Below are 26,341 nucleotides of genomic sequence, written 5' to 3' on the forward strand. Positions count from 1 at the left end.
ATGATTGAATATTTTTAGAAAAGATAATGTACAATTACAACCCGTTGTCCAAAGACATAATATTAGATAGCATCATTAAATCAAATAAGCACTAATTGTTCAAATTAGACGTTTATTTATTGCTCTTTTAATTCTTTAAAAGCCTTATTTGCTAAGGCATCAAATTCCTTTTCAGTTATTGGAATGATTTTCTCAGGTATTTTAATCGGCTTAATTTTTTTGTTCAATTCTACTTTTTTTGCCTCATATTTTAATCTGTTCTCTCCTTCTTCTAACTGCAAAATTAATCCCGGCAATCCATGATATCCCTTCGGACCAATGGGAATAGGCAAGTCTGGGGCATACCAGGCAACCACCTCTATCTCTTCCTGCTTATTGTTTCTCAATTGTCTAATTACTTTTGTTTTAGCTTTGTAACAAACGTAGTTGAGAATCTTTTTGGTTTCATTCTCTAAATTCCAGTCAAAGGATGGTGATAATTCAACGAGGAATTGTTCTCCTTCAAATTCAAAAAATTTAAAATTCTTTTTATGCCGTAAATCATAAAAATAAATATCATCAGTTCCGCAAATAATATTGGCTATTTTTCTTGCTGGACTAACAACATCCAACTCCATGTCTTGTGCATTTTTAAATACCGCAAGATTCTCAGAGAAGGTTAATTCAGATTCGATTGTTGAAATTTCAAGATAGACACGCTTCATTAAATCTGAAACCATTACCGAATCTGTCTTTTCTTTTTTAACTGAATTTAATTTAACGGCATAGGTAATATTGCCCTGAGAAAAACAGGGCGATATTACCATTATTGCGATAATAAAATTGAGGATTCCTTTCATTTTTATCAATAAAATAAACCACAACCATTCGAAGACTCATATAAACAATAACAATCTGCATAAGCTTGATTCAAAAAATTTGTAGCACCCCCGCCACTCAATTCAAAATGTTCATTTTCAAACATTGTTAACTCTGCTATAGCAACATCAAAACAATCTTGCATTACTTTTTGATTGTTTGAATTCTCATTCGCAATGGATGTACCAAACCAAACATCAACACTGAAAGTATAAATAATAATTTTTTCATTTTTCTGGCATCCATTATTGCTTTTATGTTATCGTGTATTTTCCTTGACATAAGCAATCGGGAAGGTTCTTTGTCCTTTTTTAATTATTTATAATAATTTAAAGTATATGTAATGTTTTTATCACTTATACTAATAATTTATTACATATATTATACTAATTTATTTAAAAAAAACAAAAAGTAAACTTCTATAAATAAAAAAACTATAATTTCATGGTTTATTGGTAGTAAAATCCCTGAAAATAGGGAGATGTTGATGAAGCATTGTTGTGAAAAAGCTAGACTTTGTACAACCCTTGAGAGTTTTTCAATATATTTTTGAAGGAGGAGGTTAAATCATCTCATACAAACCTCTCGATATGCATGCGCCTTGGAGAAATAATCCCGATCCTCAGGATCACTCGAGGTGACACAATTGTCAGTTCTAGTGCCAGGTAAAGGTTGATCGAGAACCCGTTTTACTTCTCGTGAAGAGAATTAAAAACCTACAAATTATCCAAACTGTAAAAAGCGCCTTTGTTTTCTTTTCTTTTAAGCGAAAATTTCACGATCAAATAAGCCACTGCGATCAGGTTTCTGAGTTCGCAAAGTTGCGGCGACAATTTAGATTTGGCATACACTTTTTCGGTGTCTGTATACAAATAAAGCAGATGGTCCAGGGCTTTTTCCAAACGCTCATCAGAGCGGACGATGGCAACCAAATCTGTCATGATGTTTTGTACGGTTTTGCGGTTGTGTGAGATCAATACCTTTTCTTTGGGAACCGTGGTTCCTTCTTCATCCCATTCAGGAATGGCCAACATAATTTTCTCTGCTTCCTGCGGCATATTCGTGATGATGTCCTCAGCGATCCTGTTACCGTAGACCAACGCTTCCAGCAGAGAGTTAGACGCCAACCTGTTCGCTCCATGCAAACCTGAACAGGAACACTCACCGCAAGCATATAAATTGTGAAGAGAGGTTTTTCCGTTTTTGTCTATGACCACTCCCCCCATCATATAATGTTGGGCGGGGACCACAGGAATATATTGTGTGCTTACATCGATCCCTATACTTTTACATTTTTCATAAATATTAGGAAAATGATTGATGAATTTTTCAGCATCGAGGTGGGTACAATCTAAATAAACAAATCGATCTCCTGTTTTAATTAACTCTGAATTAATCGCGCGAGAAACAATATCTCTGGGTGCTAATTCTGCTCTTTCGTCGATCTCGAGCATAAACCTCTCCCCTTTGGCATTGCGCAAATAAGCGCCAAAACCTCTTACGGCTTCTGAGATCAAAAAGGCCGGACTTACCCCCGGCTGATACAAAGCCGTGGGATGAAACTGAACAAACTCCATGTCTTTTACCGCAACCTTTGCCCGGTAAGCCATGGCAATGCCATCTCCTGTAGCAATCACCGGATTCGTGGTAGCCGCATAGACCTGCCCCACGCCACCGGTTGTTAAAATGGTGGTTTTTGATAAAAAAGTATCGATTTGATTGGTTTTTTGATCGAGTACATAGGCGCCAAAACAAGACGAAATATCCCTTTGTTTACCTTTCAGATGGTGTTCTGTAATTAAATCGATGGCAAAATGATAGGGCAAAAGGGTGATGTTAGGCAGTGATTCAACCTGTTGCAAAAGGGTTCGCTCTATCTCAAAACCGGTAATGTCTTTGTGGTGTAAAATGCGATGAGCCGAATGCCCTCCTTCTTTTCCCAAATCAATTTCTCCCGATTCGTTGATGTCGAATTCTGCTCCCCAGCGGATCAATTGCTCCATGGCTTCAGGCGCATCTTCTATGACCATTTTTACCACCTCCAGATCATTCTCATGGTCGCCGGCCACCATGGTATCATTGATGTGGTCATTAAAAGAATCCAACTTGTCCCAAACCGCAGCAACTCCACCTTGTGCGTATTTGGTATTCGACTCGCTTTCATGTGCTTTGGTCACAACAAACACCTGTTTATTAGGCAATGCCCGCGCAGATTTAATGGCCACGGTCAAACCCGCAACACCCGATCCTAAAATTAAAAGGTCTGATTGAATAATACTCATTTATCTGGCTGAAATTTCTAACATTCTTTGGATTGGGATCAATGCTTTTTTCTGAATTTCTTCAGGCACATTCACTTCAGGCATCTCGTGCTCCATACACAAATACAATTTTTTCATCGTATTCATTTTCATATACGGGCACTCGCTGCAAGCACAAGTATTGTCTTCGTGGGAAGGTGCTGGTATCAGCTTTTTATCGGGAACTTCTTTTTGCATTTCATGTAAAATACCCGCCTCTGTGGCCACAATAAATTCTTTCGCCGGACTGTTTTTGGCATAATTGATCAAGCCCGATGTAGAACCGATGTATTCAGCCGTTTTTAAGATATGGTCTTCAGATTCAGGGTGTGCGATGATCTTTGCCGTTGGATGTTCTTTATAGGTATTCAACAATTTATCAATAGAAAAAGCTTCGTGTACGATACAGGCCCCATCCCACAACAACATTTCTCTTCCGGTCTCTTTCTGGATCCAGGCACCCAAGTTTTTGTCAGGAGCAAAAATGATCGGCTGGTCTAAAGGCACAGAATCGACAATCTTTTTGGCATTGGAAGAAGTACAACAAATATCACTGATGGCTTTTACTTCTGCAGAAGTGTTGACATACGTTATGACAATATGATCTGGATGTTTGTCTTTTAATGCTTTCAAATCTTTCGCCTCGCAAGATTCTGCCAAAGAACAGCCCGCATTAAAATCGGGTAAGATCACCTTTTTCTTAGGATTCAATATTTTGGCTGTCTCTGCCATAAAATGTACCCCGGCAAAAACGATCAAATCTGCATCAACTTCAGCTGCTTTATATGACAACTGTAAACTATCGCCTACAAAGTCTGCAATATCCTGAATCGCAGGCTCTTGATAGTAATGCGCCAAAATGACGGCATTCTTTTCTTTTTTTAACCTCTTTATTTCTTCGACATAATCTATGTCTTTTGGGGTCTCTATGTCCAAAAATCCTTTGGTGTAAACCTTTTCTTTTGCCTGGCTAAAATCTGTGCTCATTTTTTCTTTTTTGTACCTAACAAATTTAATGTTTTTAATCAAAACTGTTTGGATTTCAAGAATAATGCCAAAAAGATAAGTCGTAAAAACAACAAGGACTGCCTGCTATAGGTTTTGATCAATTGGATTATTCTTTCTATTCGATTCAAAAAAATTGTACATTTAGCTGATTTGTAATTGAATAACCGGAAGCGTTATACCGGTTTGGAATAACTGATCAAATAATCAAACTATGAACCTTCTACTTCAAGTCAATTGCTTTTCTTGTGCGAAAATGCGCATGTTTTTATCAGTAACCGAAAGTGGTCTAATCAAAACTGGCCCTTGAATATGGATGAATTAAATATAGGTGTTCAGAAATGCACGAAGGATCGAAGAATAAGATCCTCCCGCCTAAGGTTAACAGTAAATCTATTTCTTACTCTGCTAGGCTTTTGTTCTGCGATTTTCTCCCAGGGCATTCGCTTTAAACACCTCAACATCAACGATGGTTTATCGCAAAATGCTGTTTTTGCTATCACCCAAGACAAAGAGGGGTTTATGTGGTTTGGCACCAAAGACGGATTAAATAAATACGACGGCTATAAATTTACCGTATACCAACACGATCCGAACAATCAAATGTCTTTAGATGCCAATTATATCAAGTCACTTTATTGCGACAAACAAGGTGTTTTATGGGTTGGAACAGAAAGTGGCATGCTCAATCGCTTTGATAAGAAAAGTAATTCCTTTCTCAGAATTAAGCTTCCCCTTGCTGATGGATCCGGTGATAATCATTTTGAAATCAAAACGATCAATGAAGATGTTTCCGGAAATATTTGGGTAGGAACAAGGGACAATGGTCTATTTCAAATTTCTGTCTCTGCGAAAAATACAGATGATTATCAGGTAGAACAGATTCACAATGTAAAAGATGGACTTTACCCTTTAAGCCATAACACCATTCGAGATATTTATGCCGATGAAAAAGGTTATTTATGGATTGGAACCAATGTAGGATTAAATCGGTTAAACATTGAGACCAAAGAAATAAAATCTTTTTATTTAGACGTTAAAAAACCAGAAGCACCGAAGAGTAACTCAGATCTTTCTATAACATGTATCTATGGAAATAATGATGGTTATTTGTGGCTGGGTACCTTAACAGGCTTGGTGAAATTTGATACTTCAAACTTTAAATATAAAGTATACCCTCATCATTTAAGTGTTTTTCGATATGGCTGGGGAGAAATTACGGAAATTATTGAAGATAAAGATCATGATCTGTGGTTGGCTACCTCAGCTGAATTAATGCGTTTTAATCCAATTACCGAAAAATACACTTCTTACAAACACGATGCTTATCAAGATGAATCGCTAAGTTTTAATAGTGTTTCTAGTTTGTTTTTAGACCGATCTCATATCATTTGGATAGGAACCACTGGCATGGGCATAGATTATTATGACCCCAAAGCGCATCATTTTTTACTCCTGAGAACGAAAAACGGAGAAAACTCGAGAATTTCATCATTTTCTATCACGTCAATACTAGAAGAAAACGACCGATATGTTTGGGTGAGCGGTGAAGTTCTTTACCGATGGGATAGGGAAACAGGAAAAATTCAAAGTTTTGAAGGCGATTCTAATGAACCATACCGATTTGGGAATACTGCTGCTTGGTCTATGATAAAAAGCAAGGACGGGAACTTATGGTTTTCGAGCACAACAGGAATTTATAAATATGACCCAAAAACTGGAAAGTCTACCAATTTTAGATACAGTCCGGATGATCCGAATGGCGTTCCTCAAAAAGATGTCTATCTCATTTATGAAGACCTCGAGCAAAACTTATGGATTGTGACAGAAAATTTCTTGAGTAAAATGATCGATCGGGAAAATGGTGTATTTACACATTTTCGTTACCTCAATGGTCCGGAATTTAATGTGTATGTAAGACCCGTGTTGCTAGATGAAGGAATTGGAAAAATGTGGCTGGGAAGCAAACATGGATTGTTATTGTTCGATAAAAAAACGGAGACTTTTGAGGCCTTGATCAATCAACCCGAAAATCCAAATAGTTTAATCAATAATCACGTAAAAAGTCTTTGCCAAGATCCGATAGATCCGGAAAAGTTTTTATGGATTGGCACTTCAGGCGGACTAGAATTATACGATAAAGAACAAAAAACATTTTCTCATTTTACAGAAAAAGATGGGCTGCCAAACAATGTGATTTACGGCATCTTACCCGATCCTCCTCATCACCTATGGCTAAGCACGAACAAAGGCCTGTCCAAATTTAATCTCGAAGAAAAAAGATTTAGAAATTTTGATGTGCAAGACGGACTCCAAAGTAACGAATTTAATACCGGAGCCTATTTTAGAAGCGAAAAAGGAGAACTGTTCTTTGGCGGAATTAATGGCCTTAACTATTTTATTCCAGGGCAAATAAAAAATAATGCGTACATACCACCCATCGCTTTTACTGGCTTAAAAGTCTACAGCGAAAGTTCTGATACCAACAAACAAAACTTTTTTACAGATATTTCCTTGTACGATAAGAATTCACTCACCTTTAATAACAAAGACGGTATTATTACCTTTGAGTTTTCTGCCCTGGATTTTTCTTCTCCTAAAAAAAATCAATATGCCTATAAACTGGATAAACTTCACGAGGATTGGATTTATATTAACAACCAGAATACGGCCACATTTACAAATTTACCTTCAGGAAATTACACATTTCATGTAAAGGGAAGTAACAATGACGGAGTTTGGAATGAAGCCGGAATCTCAATTCCGATCAAAGTCTTACCGCATTGGTCGGGTACTTGGTGGGCCTATGCATTATACGCCATACTTTTATTTTCATTGCTGTCTTTCATTAGAAATCGAGAGATGAAAAGATTGGCTATCAAAAATCAATTGGGATTAGAACGCATTGAATCAGACAGTTTGCGAGAATTAGATCAATTAAAATCGCAGTTTTTTACAAATATTTCCCATGAATTTAGAACGCCCCTAACTCTCATAGCAGGACAAACTGAAAATTTATTGGAAGAACTTCAGTCGACAGAAAATGTACATAAAGTTCAAAGAATTTCTCAAAACGCTAAGAGGATCATGCAACTCATCAACCAAATTATGGATTTGGCCAAATTAGAGGCAGGAAAAATGAATTTGTATAAAGAGCAGGAAAATATAGTCCTCTATTTAAAAAATCTCTTCTTTTCATTCGAATCTATCGCAGAACAAAAAGATATCAATCTGATTTTTATCTCAGATGAAAATGATATTCAGGTGGTTTTTGATCTGGAAAAAATGGATAAAATCATCACTAATTTGATCTCAAATGCCATTAAATTCACCAAAGATAATGGCAGTATAGAATTGAACATCAAGCGACACAGCAAAGATCGTTTGACCATTTTGTTGACAGACTCTGGAATTGGTATTTCAGAGAAAGACCTGCCCCATATCTTTGACCGTTTTTACCAGGCAGATAATTCGGAAACCAAAAAATACGAGGGTACAGGTATCGGATTAGCCTTGACTAAGGAGTTGGTAGAATTACACGGTGGCACCATAGTGGTGCATAGTAATAAAAAAGACGGTGGCACTATCTTTAAAATAGATTTGCCTATAGGCGAACCTAAATCCGATCAGGTTACCATTAAATTTGAGGATGTGGAAAGACAAAACCATGTAGATAGTTGGGAAAAAATGGTCCGAACCGAAACAATTTTAACAGATAGGGTCCAAAAAATTATATTGTTAATTGAGGACAACGAAGACATCCGAAAATTTGTTGCGGAACAATTAATGGATACTTATGAAATTGTTGAAGCAGAGAATGGCGACCAAGGAATTGAAGAAGCTCAAAAATTGATTCCCGATCTTATTATTACCGATGTGATGATGCCAAAAATGGATGGCCATAGTCTTGTGAAATATTTAAAGAACAATGAAAAGACCAGCCACATACCCATTGTTATGCTTACGGGGAAAGCTACCCAAGAGGATAAATTATCAGGTTTAGAAACGGGGGTAGATGCCTATATTACTAAACCTTTTAGCATTAAAGAACTTAAGATTTGGATTGCGAACCTCATCAGACAACACGAACAAATAAGGGAAAAATACAGAAATGAATTTGTCATTGATCCTACCGAAATATCAGTTAGAACTTTAGACCAGGACTTCTTGTTGAATTTGCAAAAGCTCGTACTTCAAAATCTAAATGATGCCACATTCGGCGTAGAACAGTTGGCTGAGAAAACAAACCTCAGTACGTCCCAGTTGCACAGAAAACTACACGCCTTGATCGATCAGGCCCCCGGACAGTTCATTCGCAATATGCGCCTTCAAAAAGCTTCAGAACTTATCAAACAGAATAAAGATTCTCTGGCAGATATTTGCTTTAAAACAGGATTTAACGATCAGGCTTATTTTTCTCGCGCTTTCAAAAATCAATTTGGCTGCAGTCCTTCTGCCTACAAAAAAGATTTTAACTAACACCATTCAAATTCTGTTGTAAATACCGCATTTAGAAGTTAAAAAAGCAAGAAAAATCCAACAAATTGCAAGAAAAATCCAACTTTAAAATTAGGCTATTCTCTAAATTTGGTTTCATATTAATCCTAAAACCAAACAAAATGAAAAAATTATTATTTATTGCCTTGGTGCTACCTTTTATGATCGTAGCGCAAAGTGACGCAACGAGATTACTTAACATGACAGAAATCACGGTAAAAATGGGTCATAATGAACAGTTCACAGAAGGTGCAAAAAAATGGAAAAAATGCTATATAGATAACAAAGGAATGGATAAATACAATATATGGCATCGCGTGCAAGGCACAGGAAATGTATATGTGCTAACAGGTTGGATGAACAAATGGGCAGATATGGATAAAAAAGATGAAGCCTCAGCCAAATGTAATAACATCGTAAAGGAATCAATTATGCCGCATGTAGAAAGTGTCAATTACAACATTGCAGAATCGATGCCAGATATAAGTACAACCTGGGATCCAGCGACCACCGTAGTATGGGTGACCTATTTTAAAGTCAATAACAGTTCTGTCTTTAACGACGTGATCAAAGAAACCTCTGCTGCTATGAAAAAAATAGAAGGTAATACCAGAGGTGCGTGGTACGATCTAATGGGTGGATCTCCTGATATGCCGAGTTACTTCGTTTCAACTCCGTTTAAAGATTATGCGGCATTAGATGTTGACAGAGATGGTGTATGGGAAGTTTTAGAAAAAGCGACCAATAAAGCGAAGGTCGAAGAAGTAAGAGCGAACTTCAGATCTTCGGTGGATACAATGTGGTCATATATCTTCAAATTAGACGAAGACATGAGTTACAGGTAGAAGATCATATTCACTTCGTTTGTGAAGTGAATAATTCTAATCTTTTTTCTCTTAAAAGAAATTCTTTAGTGGCCGTTATTCTAAGTAATCGGGGGATGACATAAATAACGGCTGCTTTCTGCGATCATATAAAACATAGTACAACCCCCATGTTTACATGGGGTATATTACTGAAAATAGAATTGATATCCATCAAAATGAACGGGGTTGCCGAAAACCGATTAGAGTAGGCTTTTAATAAACATACTAAATATGAAAAAAGTAATCTCGTTGAGACATACGGCTCTTTGTCTATGTCTTTGTGCACTGATCGCAGGTTGTGGTGCTCCTGCTAAAGAAACACCGGTTGAAACTGTAGTGGAGGTTGTACCGGAAATTGTGAAACCAGATCTTGGAAAGATAAAAGCTGAAATTCAGGCCCTTGAGACGGCTTGGGCAGAAGCAGATAATGCGCGTGATACAAATACTTTGTTAGGGTTTTATGGAGATGATGCCATAAGCATGAGTAATAATGCGCCAAGTGTAGTAGGTAAAGAAGCACTGACAAAAGAAATTGAAAGTAATATGGCGGAAAGAGTTGCAGGAAATACAGTAGTTTACACAACGCTGGAAGTATTTGGCAATGAAGAGGTAGCTACAGAAATCGGCACATCCACCACAAAAGATGCAACCGGTAAAATTGTTAGCACAGGAAAATATATGGCTGTATGGGAAAGGCGCAATGGAAAATATGTTTGTATCCGAGATATTTATAATTCTGATACAAAAGAATAAATAAAAAGAATTTGGAGAGGTTTTTACCTCTCCAATCTTTTTGTGCAGTTTCTTCCTATTCAAAATGAGATCAATGGTTCAACCAAACCAAACCACTTTCCAGCCTATCAAATCCAGTGCGCGCATCAATTCTCTAGATGTCATTCGAGGAATTGCCTTATTGGGCATCCTTTTAATGAACATCAATGGAATGGGGCTTCCTTTTTCTTATTCAGATCCAACGATTACCGGAGGAGGTGCAACAGGACTAAACCTCAAAGTCTGGATTGTAAACAACATGCTATTCGAAGGTACCATGAGGGGCTTATTTACCTTCCTTTTTGGCGCAGGTGCCATTCTACTCACAAGTAGATTAGAAAAAAGTGGTGCGGGCATTACCACCGCAGATATTTATTACAGGAGAATATTGTGGTTATTGCTATTCGGAATCATCAATGTTTATATTCTGCTTTGGCATGGCGATATTCTTTACCCTTATGCCATTTTTGGTCTGATGTTATTTCCATTCAGAAACGCAAAAGTCAAAACGCTTTTCCTGGCAGGAGGACTGTTGATATTGATTGGTGTTCTATGGGATGTCCAGGATTACCGCAATGATCTACAGATCCAAAAAGTAGGACTTGAAATTCAACCTATCAAAGATCAAGGACTGGAATTGACAAAAGAACAGGAGGAAGATTTAAAGGCTTATGAAAAACTAATTACTAAAAAAACACCTGAGGAAGTAGAAGAGGAAATACAAAAAATGCACCAGGGCTATTGGGCAGTTTTAATGGAAAAAGTAAAGGGAAATCAATTTATGCAAACCTGGCTGCCCTATCGCTTGTGGCCATGGGACATTCTGAGTTTTATGTTGATTGGGATGGCATTTTTTAAACTGCGTATTTTTCATGGAGAACGTAAAAATAGTTTTTACTTTCTGCTCATGCTGGTTGGATATATCATTGGCCTGTCGATCAATTATATAGAAACCAAAACCATCCTCAACCATGATTTTGACAAATTAGCCATGGCGAAGGCCGATCAGACCTACCAGATTGGACGTTTATTTACTACCCTCGGACATGTAGGTTTATTCATGCTTTTTATCAAATCAGGAATTCTTGGTTTTCTGCAAAAGTCATTAGCGGCTGTTGGCAAACTGGCATTGACCAACTATTTGATGCACAGTATCATCACTTCGATCATTTTCTATGGAGACGGTTTTGCTTTATATGGAGAATTACAGCGCTATGAGCTGTACTATATCGTTTTTGGCATTTGGATTTTCCAGCTTATCTATAGCCCAATTTGGTTAAAATACTTTTATTACGGACCGGCGGAATGGATTTGGCGCTCATTAACTTATCAAAAAATGCAACCCTTTCTCATTAAAAAATAATTGATGTTTAAGCGCAAGACAAGATCACTTTTTTTAGGTAAAACAGTTTACCCTCCAAAACGAAAATTGGCTTTATCTGAAAATGCACTTTTGCGTTATTTCACTTTTTCATCACTGTATACAGCACAAGGAATCCCGGAAGGTTTAACTTACTTTGCCATACCTGCATGGTTAGCGATGAACGGAAAAAGTCCAGCCGAAATTGGATCTTTTGTAGCCGCCATAGGTATTCCCTGGAGTTTTAAGATATTGGTAGCACCCATCATGGATAGATATACCTACCTGCCTATGGGAAGAAAAAGACCCTGGGTCATCATTGGGCAACTCGGGCTAATTATTACCTTATTGTGCACTTCACTCATCAATAATCCTCTTGATAATCTCCCTTATCTTATTGTAGCTGGCTTTTTTATCAGTTTTTTTGGTGCTTTTCAGGATGTGGCCGTTGACGGTATGGCCATCGATATTTTACCAATTGAAGAACAGGCACGAGCCAATGGTCTCATGTGGGGATCCAAAACGATCGGGATATCTTTGTCTCTGTTGGTTTCGACTTGGGTGATCAACCATTACGGACTTCCCTATGCCACTGCACTGCTAGCATTCAGCATACTTATCATCTTATTGGTTCCTGTTTTCATCCTTGAAAACCTAGGAGAAAAACTAACTCCATGGACAAAAGGACAAGCTTCTTTAAAAACAAAAAAAGCGCAGGTAAGGAATTTAAAACAGATTTTTTTTAATCTAAAAAAGGTGTTTTTTCTACCTTCCAGCCTCATTCTTGGCGCTGCTGTCTTTATCATGTCGATTGGTTATGGATTAATGGAAGCATTATTGCCAGTTTTTACAATACAAGAAATAGGTTGGACGAATGCTAGATTTTCTGAGGTAACTGCGATGGCCAACATTGTTGCCGGTATATTAGGTATGTTTGTGGCGGGTGCATTGGTAGACTATTTTGGAAAGATTAAAATGCTAAACCTTTTTTTATGGCTTTCTATCACCTTGATCCTTCTTTTGATCCTTGGTAAACAGTTTTGGAAATCCTCTTATTTTGTGCCGGCATTCATTCTTGGTTATTACATTTTATATACTTTTCAATTGATCGCCATCTTCTCCATTGCCATGGAATTGTGTTGGAAAAGGATATCCGCTACCCAATTTACACTGTATATGGCGATCAGTAATTTAGGCAGAGCAACAGGTGCAGGCTTTTTAGGAGAGATAAAACATTTTTTTACAACTTGGGAGTTTGTAATTTCTGTCTATGCGCTGGCGGCAGTCATTATGCTATTTTTTATTTCTAAAGTAAATACAAAAACACACCTGCTCAGTGTAGGCATTTTAGAAAAACAACATCAACCACTAAATAATTAATCTTTTATTTTTATCTTTTTCAAATGGTAGATATGAAAAGCAACCGAATCGAATCTTTGGATATTTTAAGAGGGCTTGTTATGGTGATCATGGCACTAGATCATGTAAGAGACTACTTTTATTACGGCTCTTTTTTTAATGATCCTACCGATTTAGAAACAACTACCCCTGTTTTGTTTTTTACCCGCTTTATCACACACTTTTGTGCGCCTATTTTCGTATTTCTGGCAGGAACATCAGCCTTTCTTTACGGCAGTAAAAGGTCTAAACCAGAACTAGCCAAATTTTTATTCACCAGAGGAATTTGGCTGATTATACTCGAAATTGTGCTCAACAACCTCATCTGGACTTTTGACTTTGGCTATAGCATACAGATTCTCCAAGTAATTTGGGCCATCGGTTTGAGTATGGTCGTACTTTCAGGACTAATCTATTTACCTTATAAGGCGATCTTAGTTATTGCGACAATTTTAGTGGTGGGTCATAATTTACTGGATGGGATTGTTGTACAAGGAAACAGTTTTAGAGATATCATCTGGTATATCCTACATCAAACGCATAGAATAGTTTTGGGGCCAAACAAGATGATTGTGTTCCGTTACCCTATTATTCCATGGATTGGTTTAATGGCATTTGGTTACTGTTTTGGAAAACTTTACCTGAGAGATTTTGATCAAACCTTAAGAAAAAAATGGCTCTTAGGGCTAGGTTTTGGACTTACCCTCTTGTTTTTTATTGTAAGAGGAATCAACGTTTATGGTGATCTTTTACCATGGTCTGTTCAAAAAAATACTATTTATACCTTTTTGTCTTTTTTAAATGTGGCGAAATATCCTCCCTCTTTGTCTTATTTATTGGTTACAACAGGTCCAACTTTTATTTTGCTGTATCTTCTGGAGGATAAAAAAAGTAGCTTGACACATTTCTTTTTAGTTTTTGGCCGAGTGCCGCTACTGTTTTACTTTCTTCATGTTTTAGTGATTCATGCTTTGGCCATGATCGGATTGACAATTTTTGGAGGAAATTGGAAAGATATGATCTTAACATTAGATGTGTTTGCAAACGCAAAACTCATCCATTATGGCTATCCTCTTTGGGTAACCTATCTTATTTGGATAGGAGTAATTCTTTTGCTTTATCCGATTTGCAAAAAGTATATGATCTACAAAGCCACGAATAAAGAAAAATGGTGGTTGAGCTATTTGTGATGTATTTTTCTCAATGGTTCAGTACCATCTCTACATGTTGATCTCTGTACTTTTTATAGAGATAGATAGACGCTAGGTAGACGCAACGATGAAGGAAATATGAAGTCGCTATAAAGCAAGTCGGGAAGACTCCTTAATGAAAAACTAAAAATGTTTTTTAGCTCACGTAATTAGTCGAAAGGATAAAATCCTAAAATACCGGACATTATTGACTGGATATTCATAAAAAATAGAGCCAGACTAATTTTTCTTTTTCGATTTTTCTTATCTTTTGACAAACTTCCAATGAATGAAGCGTTTAAACCAAAACATTCATTGTTTGTCGGCCAATATCAACTATACCAAATTTAAAAATGAACCTGACCAAGAAGGAGCAAGAAGCTTTATTACAAATCTATGAGGAATGGTGGAAAAGCTATTTGAACGGGGATGTAAAAACGTATGATAAATACCTGGATGATGGTTTTCACTTTGTGGGGTCTACCAATAATGAAGAGTTCCTAAGCAGGAAAGATACCACTGATTTTTTTAAAGCTACTGCAGATCAATTGGCGGGGAAAGCTGAGTTGAGAAATACCACAAGAAACATCGAATTATTGAGCAACGAACTGGTTATGATGACCGATGTGGCCGACGCTTATGTACTCAGTAACTCGGACTGGGTTTTTTACTCCCGTTTCAGATTTACTTCTATACTGAAAAAAAAGGACATCGGTTGGCGTTTTATTTATCAGCATTTTTCTGCGCCAGATTCGAAAGCAGATGAAGGAGAAACACTTGGTACTCAAAAAATCACTAAAGAAAACCGGGAACTCAAAGAGGCTATTAAAAGAAGAACCATAGAGTTAGAGCAGAAGAACAGAGATCTCCAAATTGAGACATCCTTAGAGAGAATCAGAGCTCAGGTAACGGCGATGAAAGATTCCGCTGATTTGTTAGATATCGTAGTGACCATGCGCGCAGAATTCGTTTCACTGGGTCATGAGGCTAATTATTTTTGGCACATGCGCTGGCTTCCGGACACTTATAAAAAAGCGATGACTTCCGGTGATGGTACCCGCATTGGTATGGTCATGTCATTACCCAGACATATACACGGCGATATAGAGCAAGTGGCCGATTGGGAAAAAGGAAATGAACCCATACATATACTGGCCATGGATGTGGATGAGGCAGTAGCATATGTAGATAAAATGATCACACTGGGAGATTTTGAACAAATTGATCCTCAAGCGCCTACCTTGGATGACATACGCCATATCGGCGGACTTACCTTTGTGATGGCGAGAACTACACATGGTGAAATTGGTTATAGCCTTCCTGGAAAACAAACCCATGTGCCAGTCGAAAATCTAAACACCTTGGTACGGTTTGCCGGGGTATTCGACTTGGCCTATAAACGCTTTGAAGATTTAAAATCAGCTGAACACCAACATAGACAAGTCCAAATTGAATTGGCCTTAGAAAGAGTGAGAGCACGTGCAATGGCCATGCATAAAAGTGACGAACTCAAAGAAGTAGTAAAAGAAATTTTTGATCAGTTAGCCATGTTAGATATCAATGCTGAACATGCAGGGATTGTTGTTGATTATGAACCCGATAAAGATTGGCATTTTTGGATTGCCGAAAGGCAGGATATTCCGGCCAAGGTAACTGTTCCATATCTCGACTTGGTCTGGGATAGACAATTTTCAGAGGCGAAAGAGCAAGGTAAAGATTTCTTCACCACCCTACTCGACTTCGAGCAAAAGAACAACTTTTATAAAACACTGTTACCCCATATTGAGGGATTGAATAAAAAGGCAAAAGATTTTTATTTTAACTGCCCCGGATTATCCATATCAACAGCTATTCAAAAGGATATCGGCCTTTATATTGAAAATTTCTCAGGCACACCCTATTCCGAAGAAGAAAATCAAATTTTCAAGCGCTTTGCATCAGTATTCCAACAAGCTTACACGCGTTTCCTAGACCTTCAAAAAGCTGAAGCTCAGGCAAGAGAAGCCCAAATAGAGGCAGCACTAGAAAAAGTCCGTTCCAGGTCATTGGCGATGCATCATTCAGATGAATTATCAGAGGTCTCATTCGAATTAGTGAAACAAATAAAAGCACTTGGCATAAATACTTGGGGATGTGCCTTCAACATCTATGGAGAAAATGAATCTACCGAGTGGTTTAGCAATGACAAGGGAGCCATGCCCAAGTATAAAACACCCCGTGAAGGTATTTTTCTACGCTATTACCAGGCAGGTCAAAAGGGAGAAGAAATGATCATAGAAGAAATTGAAGAAGACAAATGTACCGCACATTATGACTATCTATGCACCTTACCCATCGTTGGTGAAAGCTTATTAAAAGCCAAGGAGTCTGGTATTTCCTTCCCCTCCTACCAAATAGACCATGCTGTCTTTATGAAATATGGCTATTTATTGTTTATTACATTCGAACCGGTACCTGAAGCTTATGATATTTTTAAACGTTTTGCCAAAGTGTTCGAACAGACCTACACCCGCTTCCTCGACCTTCAAAAAGCGGAAGCACAAGCGCGAGAGGCAGAAATTGAATTAGCCTTAGAACGGGTCAGAGCAAGAACGATGTCTATGCAGAGCTCTGAAGAACTTGCTGATGTAGCATTTATTCTCTTCGAACAACTCAGGAGCCTCGGTGGAAATCTTTGGGGTACAGGCTTTGGGCTATGCGAAGAAAATTCTGAAGAAGATGAGTTTTGGTTTGCCAACGAAAATGGTGTTTTTCCAAGAGTTGCTATTCCTAACAATACTGATCCTGCCCATAAACAGATGTATGAGGGGTGGAAGAAAAAAACTGATTTCCTGTCTATCGAGAAGGCAGATAAAGAACTTCAACAACATTATGATTACCTGCTCTCACTTCCAGAGGTAAGGCCCTTTTTCGAAAAAATCATTGACGAAGGTCTTGCTTTTCCGGAAAGACAACAGTGGAATGCCGCTTATTTTTCGAAAGGCTATTTGTTAATTATTACCCTGGAACCTTATCCGGAAATGGATATTTTCAAAAGATTCGCCAATGTCTTCGAGCAGACCTATACCCGCTTCCTCGACCTGCAAAAAGCAGAAGCCCAAACTCGAGAAGCAAAAATAGAGGCCGCTTTAGAAAAAGTCAGAAGCCGAACCATGGCTATGCAACAGAGTAACGAGCTACCCCTAGCTGCTAATGTGCTTTTTTCTGAGGTGAGAAAATTGGGTATTCCTGCCTGGAGTTGCGGTTATAATATACTTGTAGAAGATAAAAAGTTCTCCGAATGTTGGATGAGTAGTGAAAATGAAATCCAGCCTGTTTTTAAACTTCCCCTCACCGAACATGAAAGTCTGATTCCATGGTACGAGGCCATCATCAATAACAACGATTTCTTTGTCTATGAGCAAGGAGATGATGATCTGACCGAACACTATCGTTATTTAGGTCAGTTACCCGGTGTCAAAGAGCTTTTTGAACAGTTTGCTGCTGCAAATATTTCTCTACCCACCTTTCAGGTCAATCATTTGGCAAGATTTGATCAAGGGTTCTTACTTTTTATCACCTATGAACGCGTTCCTGATGCCCATGACATCTTTAAAAGGTTTACAACTGTTTTTAACCAGACCTATACCCGTTTTCTCGACTTAAAAAAAGCTGAAGATCAGGCGGTTCGTGCCGAAAAAGATCTGATCGCCATCAAAGTGGCAAGGCAAAAAGCCGAAGAGGCCCTTGCTGAACTCAAAGCAACACAATCACAATTGATACAACAAGAAAAACTTGCTTCTTTAGGACAACTTACGGCAGGCATAGCCCATGAAATCAAAAATCCATTAAATTTTGTGAATAATTTTTCCGAAGTGAGTTTAGAACTCATCGATGAAGCTCTTGAAGAAATAGAACAGATTTCAAACAATGAACATGCCAGCCTGTCTGCTGAAATTTTATCCGATATCAAAACCAACCTTCGAAAAATTCACGAACATGGAAGTCGTGCCGACGGCATTGTCACTTCCATGCTGCAACATTCCAGGGGAGGCTCGGGTTCGCTTGAGCCAAACAATTTAAATACCTTGGTCAAAGAATATGTCAACTTGAGTTTTCACGGGATGCGAGCGAGCAAATATCCCATCAATGTAGAAATTCGAATGGATCTGGATAATAAGATTCAACCAGTTAACTTAATTCGTGAAGATTTTTCACGAGTCATTTTGAATCTCTGTAATAATGCCTTTGATGCGATGAGGGAAAAGTTAAATAAAAACAAAGACGCCGGTTTTTTACCCCATTTAACAGTCCAGACTAAAAAACTAAAAAACAAAGTTATTCTGTCAATCAAAGACAACGGACCGGGCATACCGGTTGAAATTAGAGACAAAATTCTCCAACCTTTCTTTACCACTAAAAAAGGAACCGAAGGAACAGGTCTGGGTCTTTCTATTACGCATGATATCATTAAGGCACATGGAGGAGAAATAAAGATAGAATCAACCACAGGCGAAGGACTAACTTTCGATAAGTCGGGTACAACATTTAGTATTCAATTGCCCGTTTAAATTGATCTAAAATGGAAAGAGGAAAGCAGGAATTATTGGAAAAAACTTACCTAGAGATGATACGGGTTGGTTTTGAGTCTAATGATCCAAACTTATTAGAAGAATTAGTGGATGAGAAGATTGTGGGTTTTGGAACCGCCTTAGATGAGAAAATTATAGGCATTGAAGAATTTAAAAAACTCCTGATCAACCAAAAAAAACAAAGCGAAGGAATTGATATTTCCTATCGTAATGAGCGCGTTGACCAATTTATTTCGAAAGATGAGAATACGGCAGTCCTTGCCGAAGATATTTATCTCACCGTCCATACTGCCGGAGATCGTCTAGAAATTTATCTGCGCTTTTCAATCGTTTTTCATTATATCAACCAACAATGGAAAGTTGTCCATTGGCATTCTTCTAAACCAGAACAAGTAGAGAGTGAAAAAGATACCTGGGGGATTGATCTTTACAAACAAAAGGCCGAGGAATTAGAAAGGTTGGTGGAAGAAAAAACAGCAGATCTAAAAGTAAAAAATAGAGAACTGGAAATCGAAACAAGTCTGGAGAGGGTGCGTTCAGCCACTATGGCCATGCACAAAACTTATGAACTTCGAAACGTCATAAGTACCGTATTCGATCAACTAAAAGAGTTAGGGCTACCCTTGGATGCTTGCTACATTGATATTTTTGAGCCCGATAACTGGGGATTAAATATTTGGGTTGGAACGGAAACAGATAGCTATCCTGAAAAGTTAACAGTCTCTTATCTGGATCATCCTCTTTTTAACAAGACCCAACAGGCTCGCATTAACAAGGAGGCCTTCTTTACGCTGCAAGATAATAAGGACTCAAAGAACAAATTTGTAAGGCATTTGGTATCCGAAAATGTAGTGCCGCAAGAAAGGGTGGATTTCATGCTTCAACTCGATGGGCTGGATATGTCTGTTGCCCTTTCAGATCATGCTGCTCTCAATATTTACAATTATCGCGGTATTCGGTATTCCACAGAACAGAATCATATAATCAAACGTTTTTCCAATGTTTTTGAACAAGCGTATACCCGTTTCCTTGACCTCCAAAAAGCAGAAAACCAAGCGCAGGAAGCGCAGATCGAAGCCTCACTGGAACGTGTGCGCGCCAGAGCCATGGCTATGCACAAAACCGATGAGTTGACAGATGTCCTCTGCGTACTCTTCGATCAGTTCGATCTGCTAGGTATCAATCCGGTATTGACCCACCTTACGCTGTTTGATGAAGAGAATGAAACCTTCAGTATCCGGCTGACCACTACTGCTCACAACAGAGTAGTAGCAGATCAATTAATAGATATTCATGCCATCGATGCCTGGAAACAGGCCTATGCTCAATGGAAAACTTGTGAGCCCAATGCAGTAAACACCATTGATTACGCACCGGATGATCTTCCTTTTTTATGGGATTTACTATCCGAAGTAATGAGTGCTTTGCCGGAAGGACACAAGATAAATCCCGAGGACTTTCCAAATGGGCTATTTACCGTCCAAGGGCATTTTCAATTTGGATACCTGGGTTTCAACCATTCCCGCAAAGCCACCGAAAAAGAAAAGAGTATTGTCAGTCGCTTTGCCCGGGAATTTGGCCGTGCCTATCAGCGCTTCCTGGATCTGGAAAAAGCCGAAAAACAAGCCCGTGAAGCAAAAATCGAGACAGCTTTGGAGCGAGTTCGCTCCTATTCCATGGGCATGCAGAGCACAAAAGATTTTGGGGCAGTGACCACCGAAATGTTTAATCAGTTGCGAAATTTTGGCGAAGACATGTATGCCACTGGAATCGTGTTTTGCGACAAACATGAAGGACATGTAGAGCAATGGCACAGCATTCCGGGTGGCGGAATGCTAAGTCCGATGATAGTCCCGATAGACTTAGATTATATCCATCAATACCGATATGATCAATGGAAAGCAGGGGAGGAATTGTTTTCTATTGAAATTCCCGGCGATTTTATTGAACAGCATTTTGAAGATATTTTTAAGCTACCCTCTGCTCAAATTACAATAAAGGATTTGGAATCTCGCAATGCTCCCATGCCGGCTATTCCCGATTGGGAAATTGATTATGGAGCTTCTTTCAAAAATGGATATATCCTAATTTCTTCTTTAAAACATCTTGAAAATCCTGATATTCTGCCGCGTTTTGCAAAAGTATTTGAGCAGGCTTACATCCGCTTTCTCGACCTTCAGAAAGCAGAAGCGCAGGCAAGAGAAGCCAAAATAGAAGCCGCTTTAGAGAGAGTGCGTTCAAAAACCATGGCCATGCACAATAGTAAAGAATTAGAGGGCATCGTAATTACCTTATTTGATGAAGTATTGAATTTAGGCCTAGACAAAACCATGCGTTGCGGGATAGGTATTCTAGAAGGTCATGAAAGAATGGAAACCCGATCTGTAAATGCCAGTTCTGACGGAACCGTAGAATTGCGCGTAGGTATGTTAAATATGGATATACATCCCATGTTAGTGGGACTAAAAAAAGAATGGCTAAAAGGAAAAAAAGATTATACCTATGAATTTACAAAGCAGGATGTTAAAAAATATTACGAGGTACTTAACAACGAACCGGAGTATCCGTTTAATGCAAATATGGATACCTTACCCGATAGAGAATACCATCGAAGTTTCTTTTTTTCTTCCGGTATTCTTTTCGCATTTTCAGAAACACCGATCTCTGAAGAATCATCACATATTTTGGCTAGGTTTGCCTCGGTATTTGGCCAAACCTACAGAAGATTCTTAGACCTATTAAAAGCAGAGGCCTCTGCAAAAGAAGCAATAAAACAAACTTCATTAGACCGTGTGCGAGCCGAAATAGCTTCCATGCGCTCAACAGAAGACCTGCGGCGCATTACGCCATTGATATGGAGAGAATTAAACACTTTGGGCGTACCCTTTTTCCGATGCGGAGTATTTATTATAGACGAAAAAGAAGAAAAGATAAATGTGTATCTATCTGCTCCTGACGGACATTCGCTTGCGGCATTACATTTGCCTTTTAATTTGAATGAACTCACTAAGAATACGGTTTCTAACTGGGCTAAACAAGAGGTTTACCACACGCATTGGGACAAAGAAACATTTACTGCCTGGATGAATACCATGAAGAACCAGGGTCAGATCAGGAGTACAAGAGACTATCAAGATGCAGAAAAAGCTCCTGAATCTCTCGACCTCCATTTTGTACCATTTAAACAGGGAATGCTCTATGTTGGAAATGATAAACACTTGTCTGAAGAAGAATTAAAATTGGTAAAAGTATTGGCTGAATCTTTTTCTATAGCCTATGCCCGGTATGAGGATTTTACCAATTTGGAACTGGCTAAAGGAAGTGCAGAAAAAGCATTGAAAGATTTAGAATCGGCGCAAGAGCAGCTTATTCAACAAGAAAAACTGGCAAGTCTCGGACAGCTTACTGCAGGTATTGCACATGAAATTAAAAATCCGCTAAATTTTGTCAATAATTTCTCTGATCTAAGCAAAGAATTAATCGACGAGGTTTTTATAGAGTTGGAAAGTTTGGGCGATTCTGATACAAAAGAAGAAATCATTTCCATTTTAAAAGACGTAAAAAGTAACCTAACCAAAGTACATGAACACGGTACAAGAGCAAATGGCATAGTCACATCTATGCTGCAACACAGCAGAGCCTCAGGAATTAAACGTGAAGCCAGAGATTTTAACGCATTGGTCAAAGAATTTGTTCATTTGTCTTACCATGGTATGCGCGCAGGTAAAGCACCTATCAATGTAAAAATAGACTTGGATCTCCATCCTAATGTTGGGCAGGTAAATCTCATTAGCGAAGATTTTTCTAGGGTGATTTTAAACTTGTGCAACAATGCCTTTGATGCCATGAGAAACAAATTAAATGCAAACAAAGAGACAGATTTTTTAGCAAATCTTACCGTGCAGACCAAAATACGAAAAGACAAAGTTATTCTCTCAATTCAAGACAATGGACACGGCATACCTGAAGAAATAAGAGATAAAATTTTCCAACCCTTTTTTACGACAAAAAAAGGAACCGATGGTACCGGTCTTGGTCTTTCTATTACCCATGACATTATCAAAGCACATGGTGGAGAATTGACAGTAAAATCAATCGTTGACGATAGCCCTGACACAAAAGAGACAGGAACTGTTTTTAGGATAACCTTGCCCATTTAGATCATACAACAAAATGAAAAACAATATGCCCCCTTTAAAAAAACTCTTATTGACGCTGTTCTCAGTTTTGACCTTAAATACATGGGCACAATTAAATTTGGATAACCTGCAGCAGTTTTCCGAAAAAAATGGCTTGTCGAGTGAAACTGTAAACAGGGTACTGGTAGACAAAAAGGGATATATCTGGATCGGCACACCAAATGGTCTTTCTCGTTATGACGGATATGAGTTTAAACAATTTTTCAGCAACCCAACGGATAGTACGGCCATTCAGGGCATGTTGATTTATGCGATGATGGAAGATGAGCAAGGTAACATTTGGGCTGGGACTAACCCTAGTTTTTTAGAAATGTATGATCCGAAAAAGAACACCTTCAAATCTTACGATTATTCATCCATCATCGATCCTTTATTTGGCAAGAACCCATTATATGGTTACACTTTGTTTTCTGTAAGAGAAAATGCTAATCATAGAATTTATTTTATAGTTACCTCTTACGAAGAGGAATCTTGGCTGCTATATCTTGACCCCAAAGACAATGTGATAAAAATTTACAATGGTCCAGATGAAAAAGCATTTCGCGGTGCTTACAGACTAATAAAAGGGTCTTCCGGAGAGATTTGGGTACTCTCAAATTCAGGCATGTTTTTTATCGATAAGAACAATCAACTCAAGCCATATCACACCCTCGATAATTTGATGTATAAGAAGGGTAAGTATCCTACGGATATGGCTTTTACATCAGACCAACATATGTTGGTGATTACAGATGACTTTTCTTTGATTGATCTAAACTTAGATACAGACCAAACCCAAACATGGGAGGCTGATTATCTCAAAAAACAGGGTGTTTCCGGCACCAGTTTCAATCATATTGTTTTAGATCAATCAGAAAATATTTGGATAGGAACAGGTATGGGGCTGTATTATTTCGATAGAAAAAACCATGATTTTGAGGCATTCACAGAAGGACAAAATAAGGATTTCGAACACATACCTATAACCTCTTTGGCGATAGACCATTTCGGAAATCTTTGGATCGGGACAGCCAACAAAGGGCTATTGTACTACGAAGAAAAACCTAATTTTATAAGCTACAGAAGCAATAATAATGAAGAAAATTCCTTAGGTGGATGGGTGGGTCAAATTTTCGAAGCTTCAGATAGAAAAATCTGGCTGAGAAATAACAATGGAATAAATATTTTAGACATTCCACAGAAAAAAATGCAATTGCTCCAAAGCAAGTCTCTCCCTCCTTATTTCAATATAGCTACAATCTGGGAAAATGATCGTTCCGTTTTTATGTCGATGTTCGAACAATCTGTATATCGTTTCTCATTACAAGATCAATCCATTAGTAAAGCAGAATTCCCAGGTTTTCCTGAAAAGCTTACGATTAGATCTTTTCATAAAGATGTGTTTGGCAATGAATGGTATGGCACCGATAGGGGCCTTTACTGCAAGAAAAACAATACCCAATCCTATAAGAATTACGACTTACTCCACTTGCCCGGCGCAGATATGAGAAGTAATAACATCAATAGTATTTTTGAAAGTGTAAAATACGGTTTATGGTTGCTGACAGATAACGGATTTTACTTGTATCGCTATGACAATGATAGCATTGAAAGACATGGTTTCGATCCAAAATTGGGAGATACCTTTATCACGCAAGATATGAGTTCATTTTATGAAGATCCTAACGGCAACATTTGGCTTGGTCTTTGGCAAGGCGGACTTGCAAACTTTAACCCTGAAACAAAGACAATCAAAAATTATACGGCCGATGATGGTCTTCCATCTATGAGCATTCAAGGTATTTTGGGTGACGAGAAGAACGGTACGCTTTGGCTGAGTTCTTTTAATGGCTTAACCAGGTTTGACCCATCAGTAGAAAAATTCAATAACTTTTCCGTAATGGATGGTATACAGGGTTCACAATTTTCAGATGGCGCCTGTTTACAAACCTCCGACGGCTTGTTAATTTTTGGCGGATCTAATGGAATTACGATTTTAGATCCAGATGAAATCAAGACAAATTACGCCGCTCCAAAAGTCTTTTTAACAGATTTAAAATTGTTTAACAGATCTGTTATCCCCGGTGAAAATTCTGTTCTAAAAAAACCTATTGATGAAACAGATGAGGTTATCTTGAACCACAACCAAAATGATCTTTCCCTTGAATTTGTAGCTCTCCATTTTTCGAATCCATTAAAAAATGAATATGCCTATACCCTGGAAAATTACGATGATACGTGGAGAAATGTAGGCAGTCAGAACCAGGCATTTTACCCAAATCTTAGTCCGGGTAAATACCTGTTTAAAGTAAAAGCGGCAAATGACAAAGGTGTATGGAGTGATGAAAGTTCATCCCTTCAAATTACGATCAAACCCCCTTGGTGGAAAACGTGGTGGGCATACAGCCTTTATGCACTTGGTTTTTTATTGATGGGAATTCTCCTGCATCGATTTTTTAAAGCAAGAACCATCCGTATAGAAAGAGAAAAATCAAAAGATAGAGAACTTAAACAAGCCAAAGAAATTGAAAAGGCCTATACCCAACTCAAAACCACCCAAACACAACTGATCCAATCCGAAAAAATGGCGAGTTTAGGTGAGCTTACGGCAGGGATAGCCCATGAAATTCAAAACCCTCTAAATTTTGTGAATAATTTTGCCGAAGTGAGTACAGAATTGATTGAAGAAGTTGAAGAAGAAATAAAAAAGAAACCTGAAGAGAGAGATGAAGGCCTGGTAACACACAACATGGTTGATCTTAAAGAGAATTTAAAGAAAATCAATCATCATGGTAAACGCGCCGGAGAAATCGTCAAAGGTATGCTCCAACATTCCAGGGCTGGTTCAGGCCAAAAAGAATGGACGGATCTCAATACATTAGCAGATGAATACTTCCGTTTGGCTTACCATGGACTTAGAGCCAAAGACAAGAGTTTTAATGCGCAAATGGAGAGTAATTTTGACGCAGATCTACCCAAAATGGAAGTGGTGCCACAGGAGTTTGGAAGAGTCTTATTGAACCTCATGACGAATGCTTTCTATGCCGTGAATGAAAGAAATAAAAAAGAAGAAGCAACTTACAAACCTACCGTTACGGTAAGCACAAAAAAAGAGGGTAGCAAAATTTTGATCAGTGTCAAAGACAACGGTGTTGGAATTCCAGATCATATTAAAGAAAAAATATTTCAACCTTTTTTTACAACCAAACCCACAGGCTCCGGAACAGGACTCGGACTTTCACTTTCCTACGACATCGTCAAAGCCCATGGAGGAGAGATCAAACTGAAATCAACACAAGACTTGGGTACAGAGTTTATTATTGAATTACCCCTAAACAAAGCATAAG

Annotated in this window: 12 protein-coding genes; 9 read left to right on the forward strand and 3 right to left on the reverse strand. The window is 38.2% G+C overall.

What is annotated here, in order from left to right; translation table 11 throughout:
* Nucleotides 1-116 precede the first annotated feature (116 nt).
* The 3 genes from ACFQ39_RS03310 to nadA all read right to left on the reverse strand — a co-directional run bounded on the left by ACFQ39_RS03310 (nucleotide 117) and on the right by nadA (nucleotide 4,145).
* Complete coding sequence (locus ACFQ39_RS03310; protein WP_377176423.1) at nucleotides 117-839, reverse strand: GLPGLI family protein; 723 nt, start codon at nucleotides 837-839, stop codon at nucleotides 117-119.
* A 735-nt stretch (nucleotides 840-1,574) separates the two neighbouring features.
* Nucleotides 1,575-3,140: an L-aspartate oxidase gene (gene nadB, locus ACFQ39_RS03315; RefSeq protein WP_377176425.1), complete on the reverse strand. Its 1,566-nt coding sequence runs from the start codon at nucleotides 3,138-3,140 to the stop codon at nucleotides 1,575-1,577.
* Nucleotides 3,141-4,145, reverse strand: coding sequence for a quinolinate synthase NadA (gene nadA, locus ACFQ39_RS03320; RefSeq protein WP_377176427.1), 1,005 nt, complete (start codon nucleotides 4,143-4,145; stop codon nucleotides 3,141-3,143). It abuts the gene before it with no gap.
* Between the two features lie 330 nt (nucleotides 4,146-4,475).
* On the opposite strand from nadA, the gene ACFQ39_RS03325 reads away from it, so the two are divergent.
* The 9 genes from ACFQ39_RS03325 (at nucleotide 4,476) to ACFQ39_RS03365 (ending at nucleotide 26,340) form a co-directional block, all read left to right on the forward strand.
* Entirely contained in the window at nucleotides 4,476-8,642 is a 4,167-nt protein-coding gene (locus ACFQ39_RS03325; RefSeq protein WP_377176429.1) for a hybrid sensor histidine kinase/response regulator transcription factor, read from the forward strand.
* A 140-nt stretch (nucleotides 8,643-8,782) separates the two neighbouring features.
* Nucleotides 8,783-9,505 (forward strand): hypothetical protein, encoded by a 723-nt coding sequence (locus ACFQ39_RS03330; protein WP_377176431.1) that lies wholly within the window; start codon nucleotides 8,783-8,785, stop codon nucleotides 9,503-9,505.
* Nucleotides 9,506-9,775: 270 nt separating this feature from the next.
* Nucleotides 9,776-10,279: a YybH family protein gene (locus ACFQ39_RS03335; RefSeq protein ID WP_377176433.1), complete on the forward strand. Its 504-nt coding sequence runs from the start codon at nucleotides 9,776-9,778 to the stop codon at nucleotides 10,277-10,279.
* A gap of 73 nt (nucleotides 10,280-10,352) precedes the next feature.
* On the forward strand, nucleotides 10,353-11,660 hold the full coding sequence (locus ACFQ39_RS03340; protein ID WP_377176435.1) for a DUF418 domain-containing protein: 1,308 nt from the start codon (nucleotides 10,353-10,355) through the stop codon (nucleotides 11,658-11,660).
* Between the two features lie 3 nt (nucleotides 11,661-11,663).
* Nucleotides 11,664-13,037, forward strand: a complete 1,374-nt coding sequence (locus ACFQ39_RS03345; RefSeq protein ID WP_377176437.1) for an MFS transporter — start codon at nucleotides 11,664-11,666, stop codon at nucleotides 13,035-13,037.
* Nucleotides 13,038-13,069: 32 nt separating this feature from the next.
* Nucleotides 13,070-14,245 (forward strand): DUF1624 domain-containing protein, encoded by a 1,176-nt coding sequence (locus ACFQ39_RS03350; RefSeq protein ID WP_377176439.1) that lies wholly within the window; start codon nucleotides 13,070-13,072, stop codon nucleotides 14,243-14,245.
* A 353-nt stretch (nucleotides 14,246-14,598) separates the two neighbouring features.
* Nucleotides 14,599-18,795, forward strand: a complete 4,197-nt coding sequence (locus ACFQ39_RS03355; RefSeq protein ID WP_377176441.1) for an ATP-binding protein — start codon at nucleotides 14,599-14,601, stop codon at nucleotides 18,793-18,795.
* Nucleotides 18,796-18,806: 11 nt separating this feature from the next.
* Nucleotides 18,807-22,976 carry an ATP-binding protein gene (locus ACFQ39_RS03360; RefSeq protein WP_377176443.1) on the forward strand — a complete coding sequence of 1,390 codons (4,170 nt, stop codon included), beginning with the start codon at nucleotides 18,807-18,809 and terminating at the stop codon, nucleotides 22,974-22,976.
* A 25-nt stretch (nucleotides 22,977-23,001) separates the two neighbouring features.
* The gene (locus ACFQ39_RS03365; protein WP_377176446.1) at nucleotides 23,002-26,340 is read left to right on the forward strand and encodes a sensor histidine kinase; all 3,339 of its coding nucleotides are present in this window, start codon (nucleotides 23,002-23,004) and stop codon (nucleotides 26,338-26,340) included.
* The last annotated feature ends 1 nt before the right edge of the window (nucleotide 26,341 follow it).

It is taken from the genome of Namhaeicola litoreus (assembly GCF_042679565.1).
GTDB lineage: Bacteria > Bacteroidota > Bacteroidia > Flavobacteriales > Flavobacteriaceae > Namhaeicola > Namhaeicola litoreus.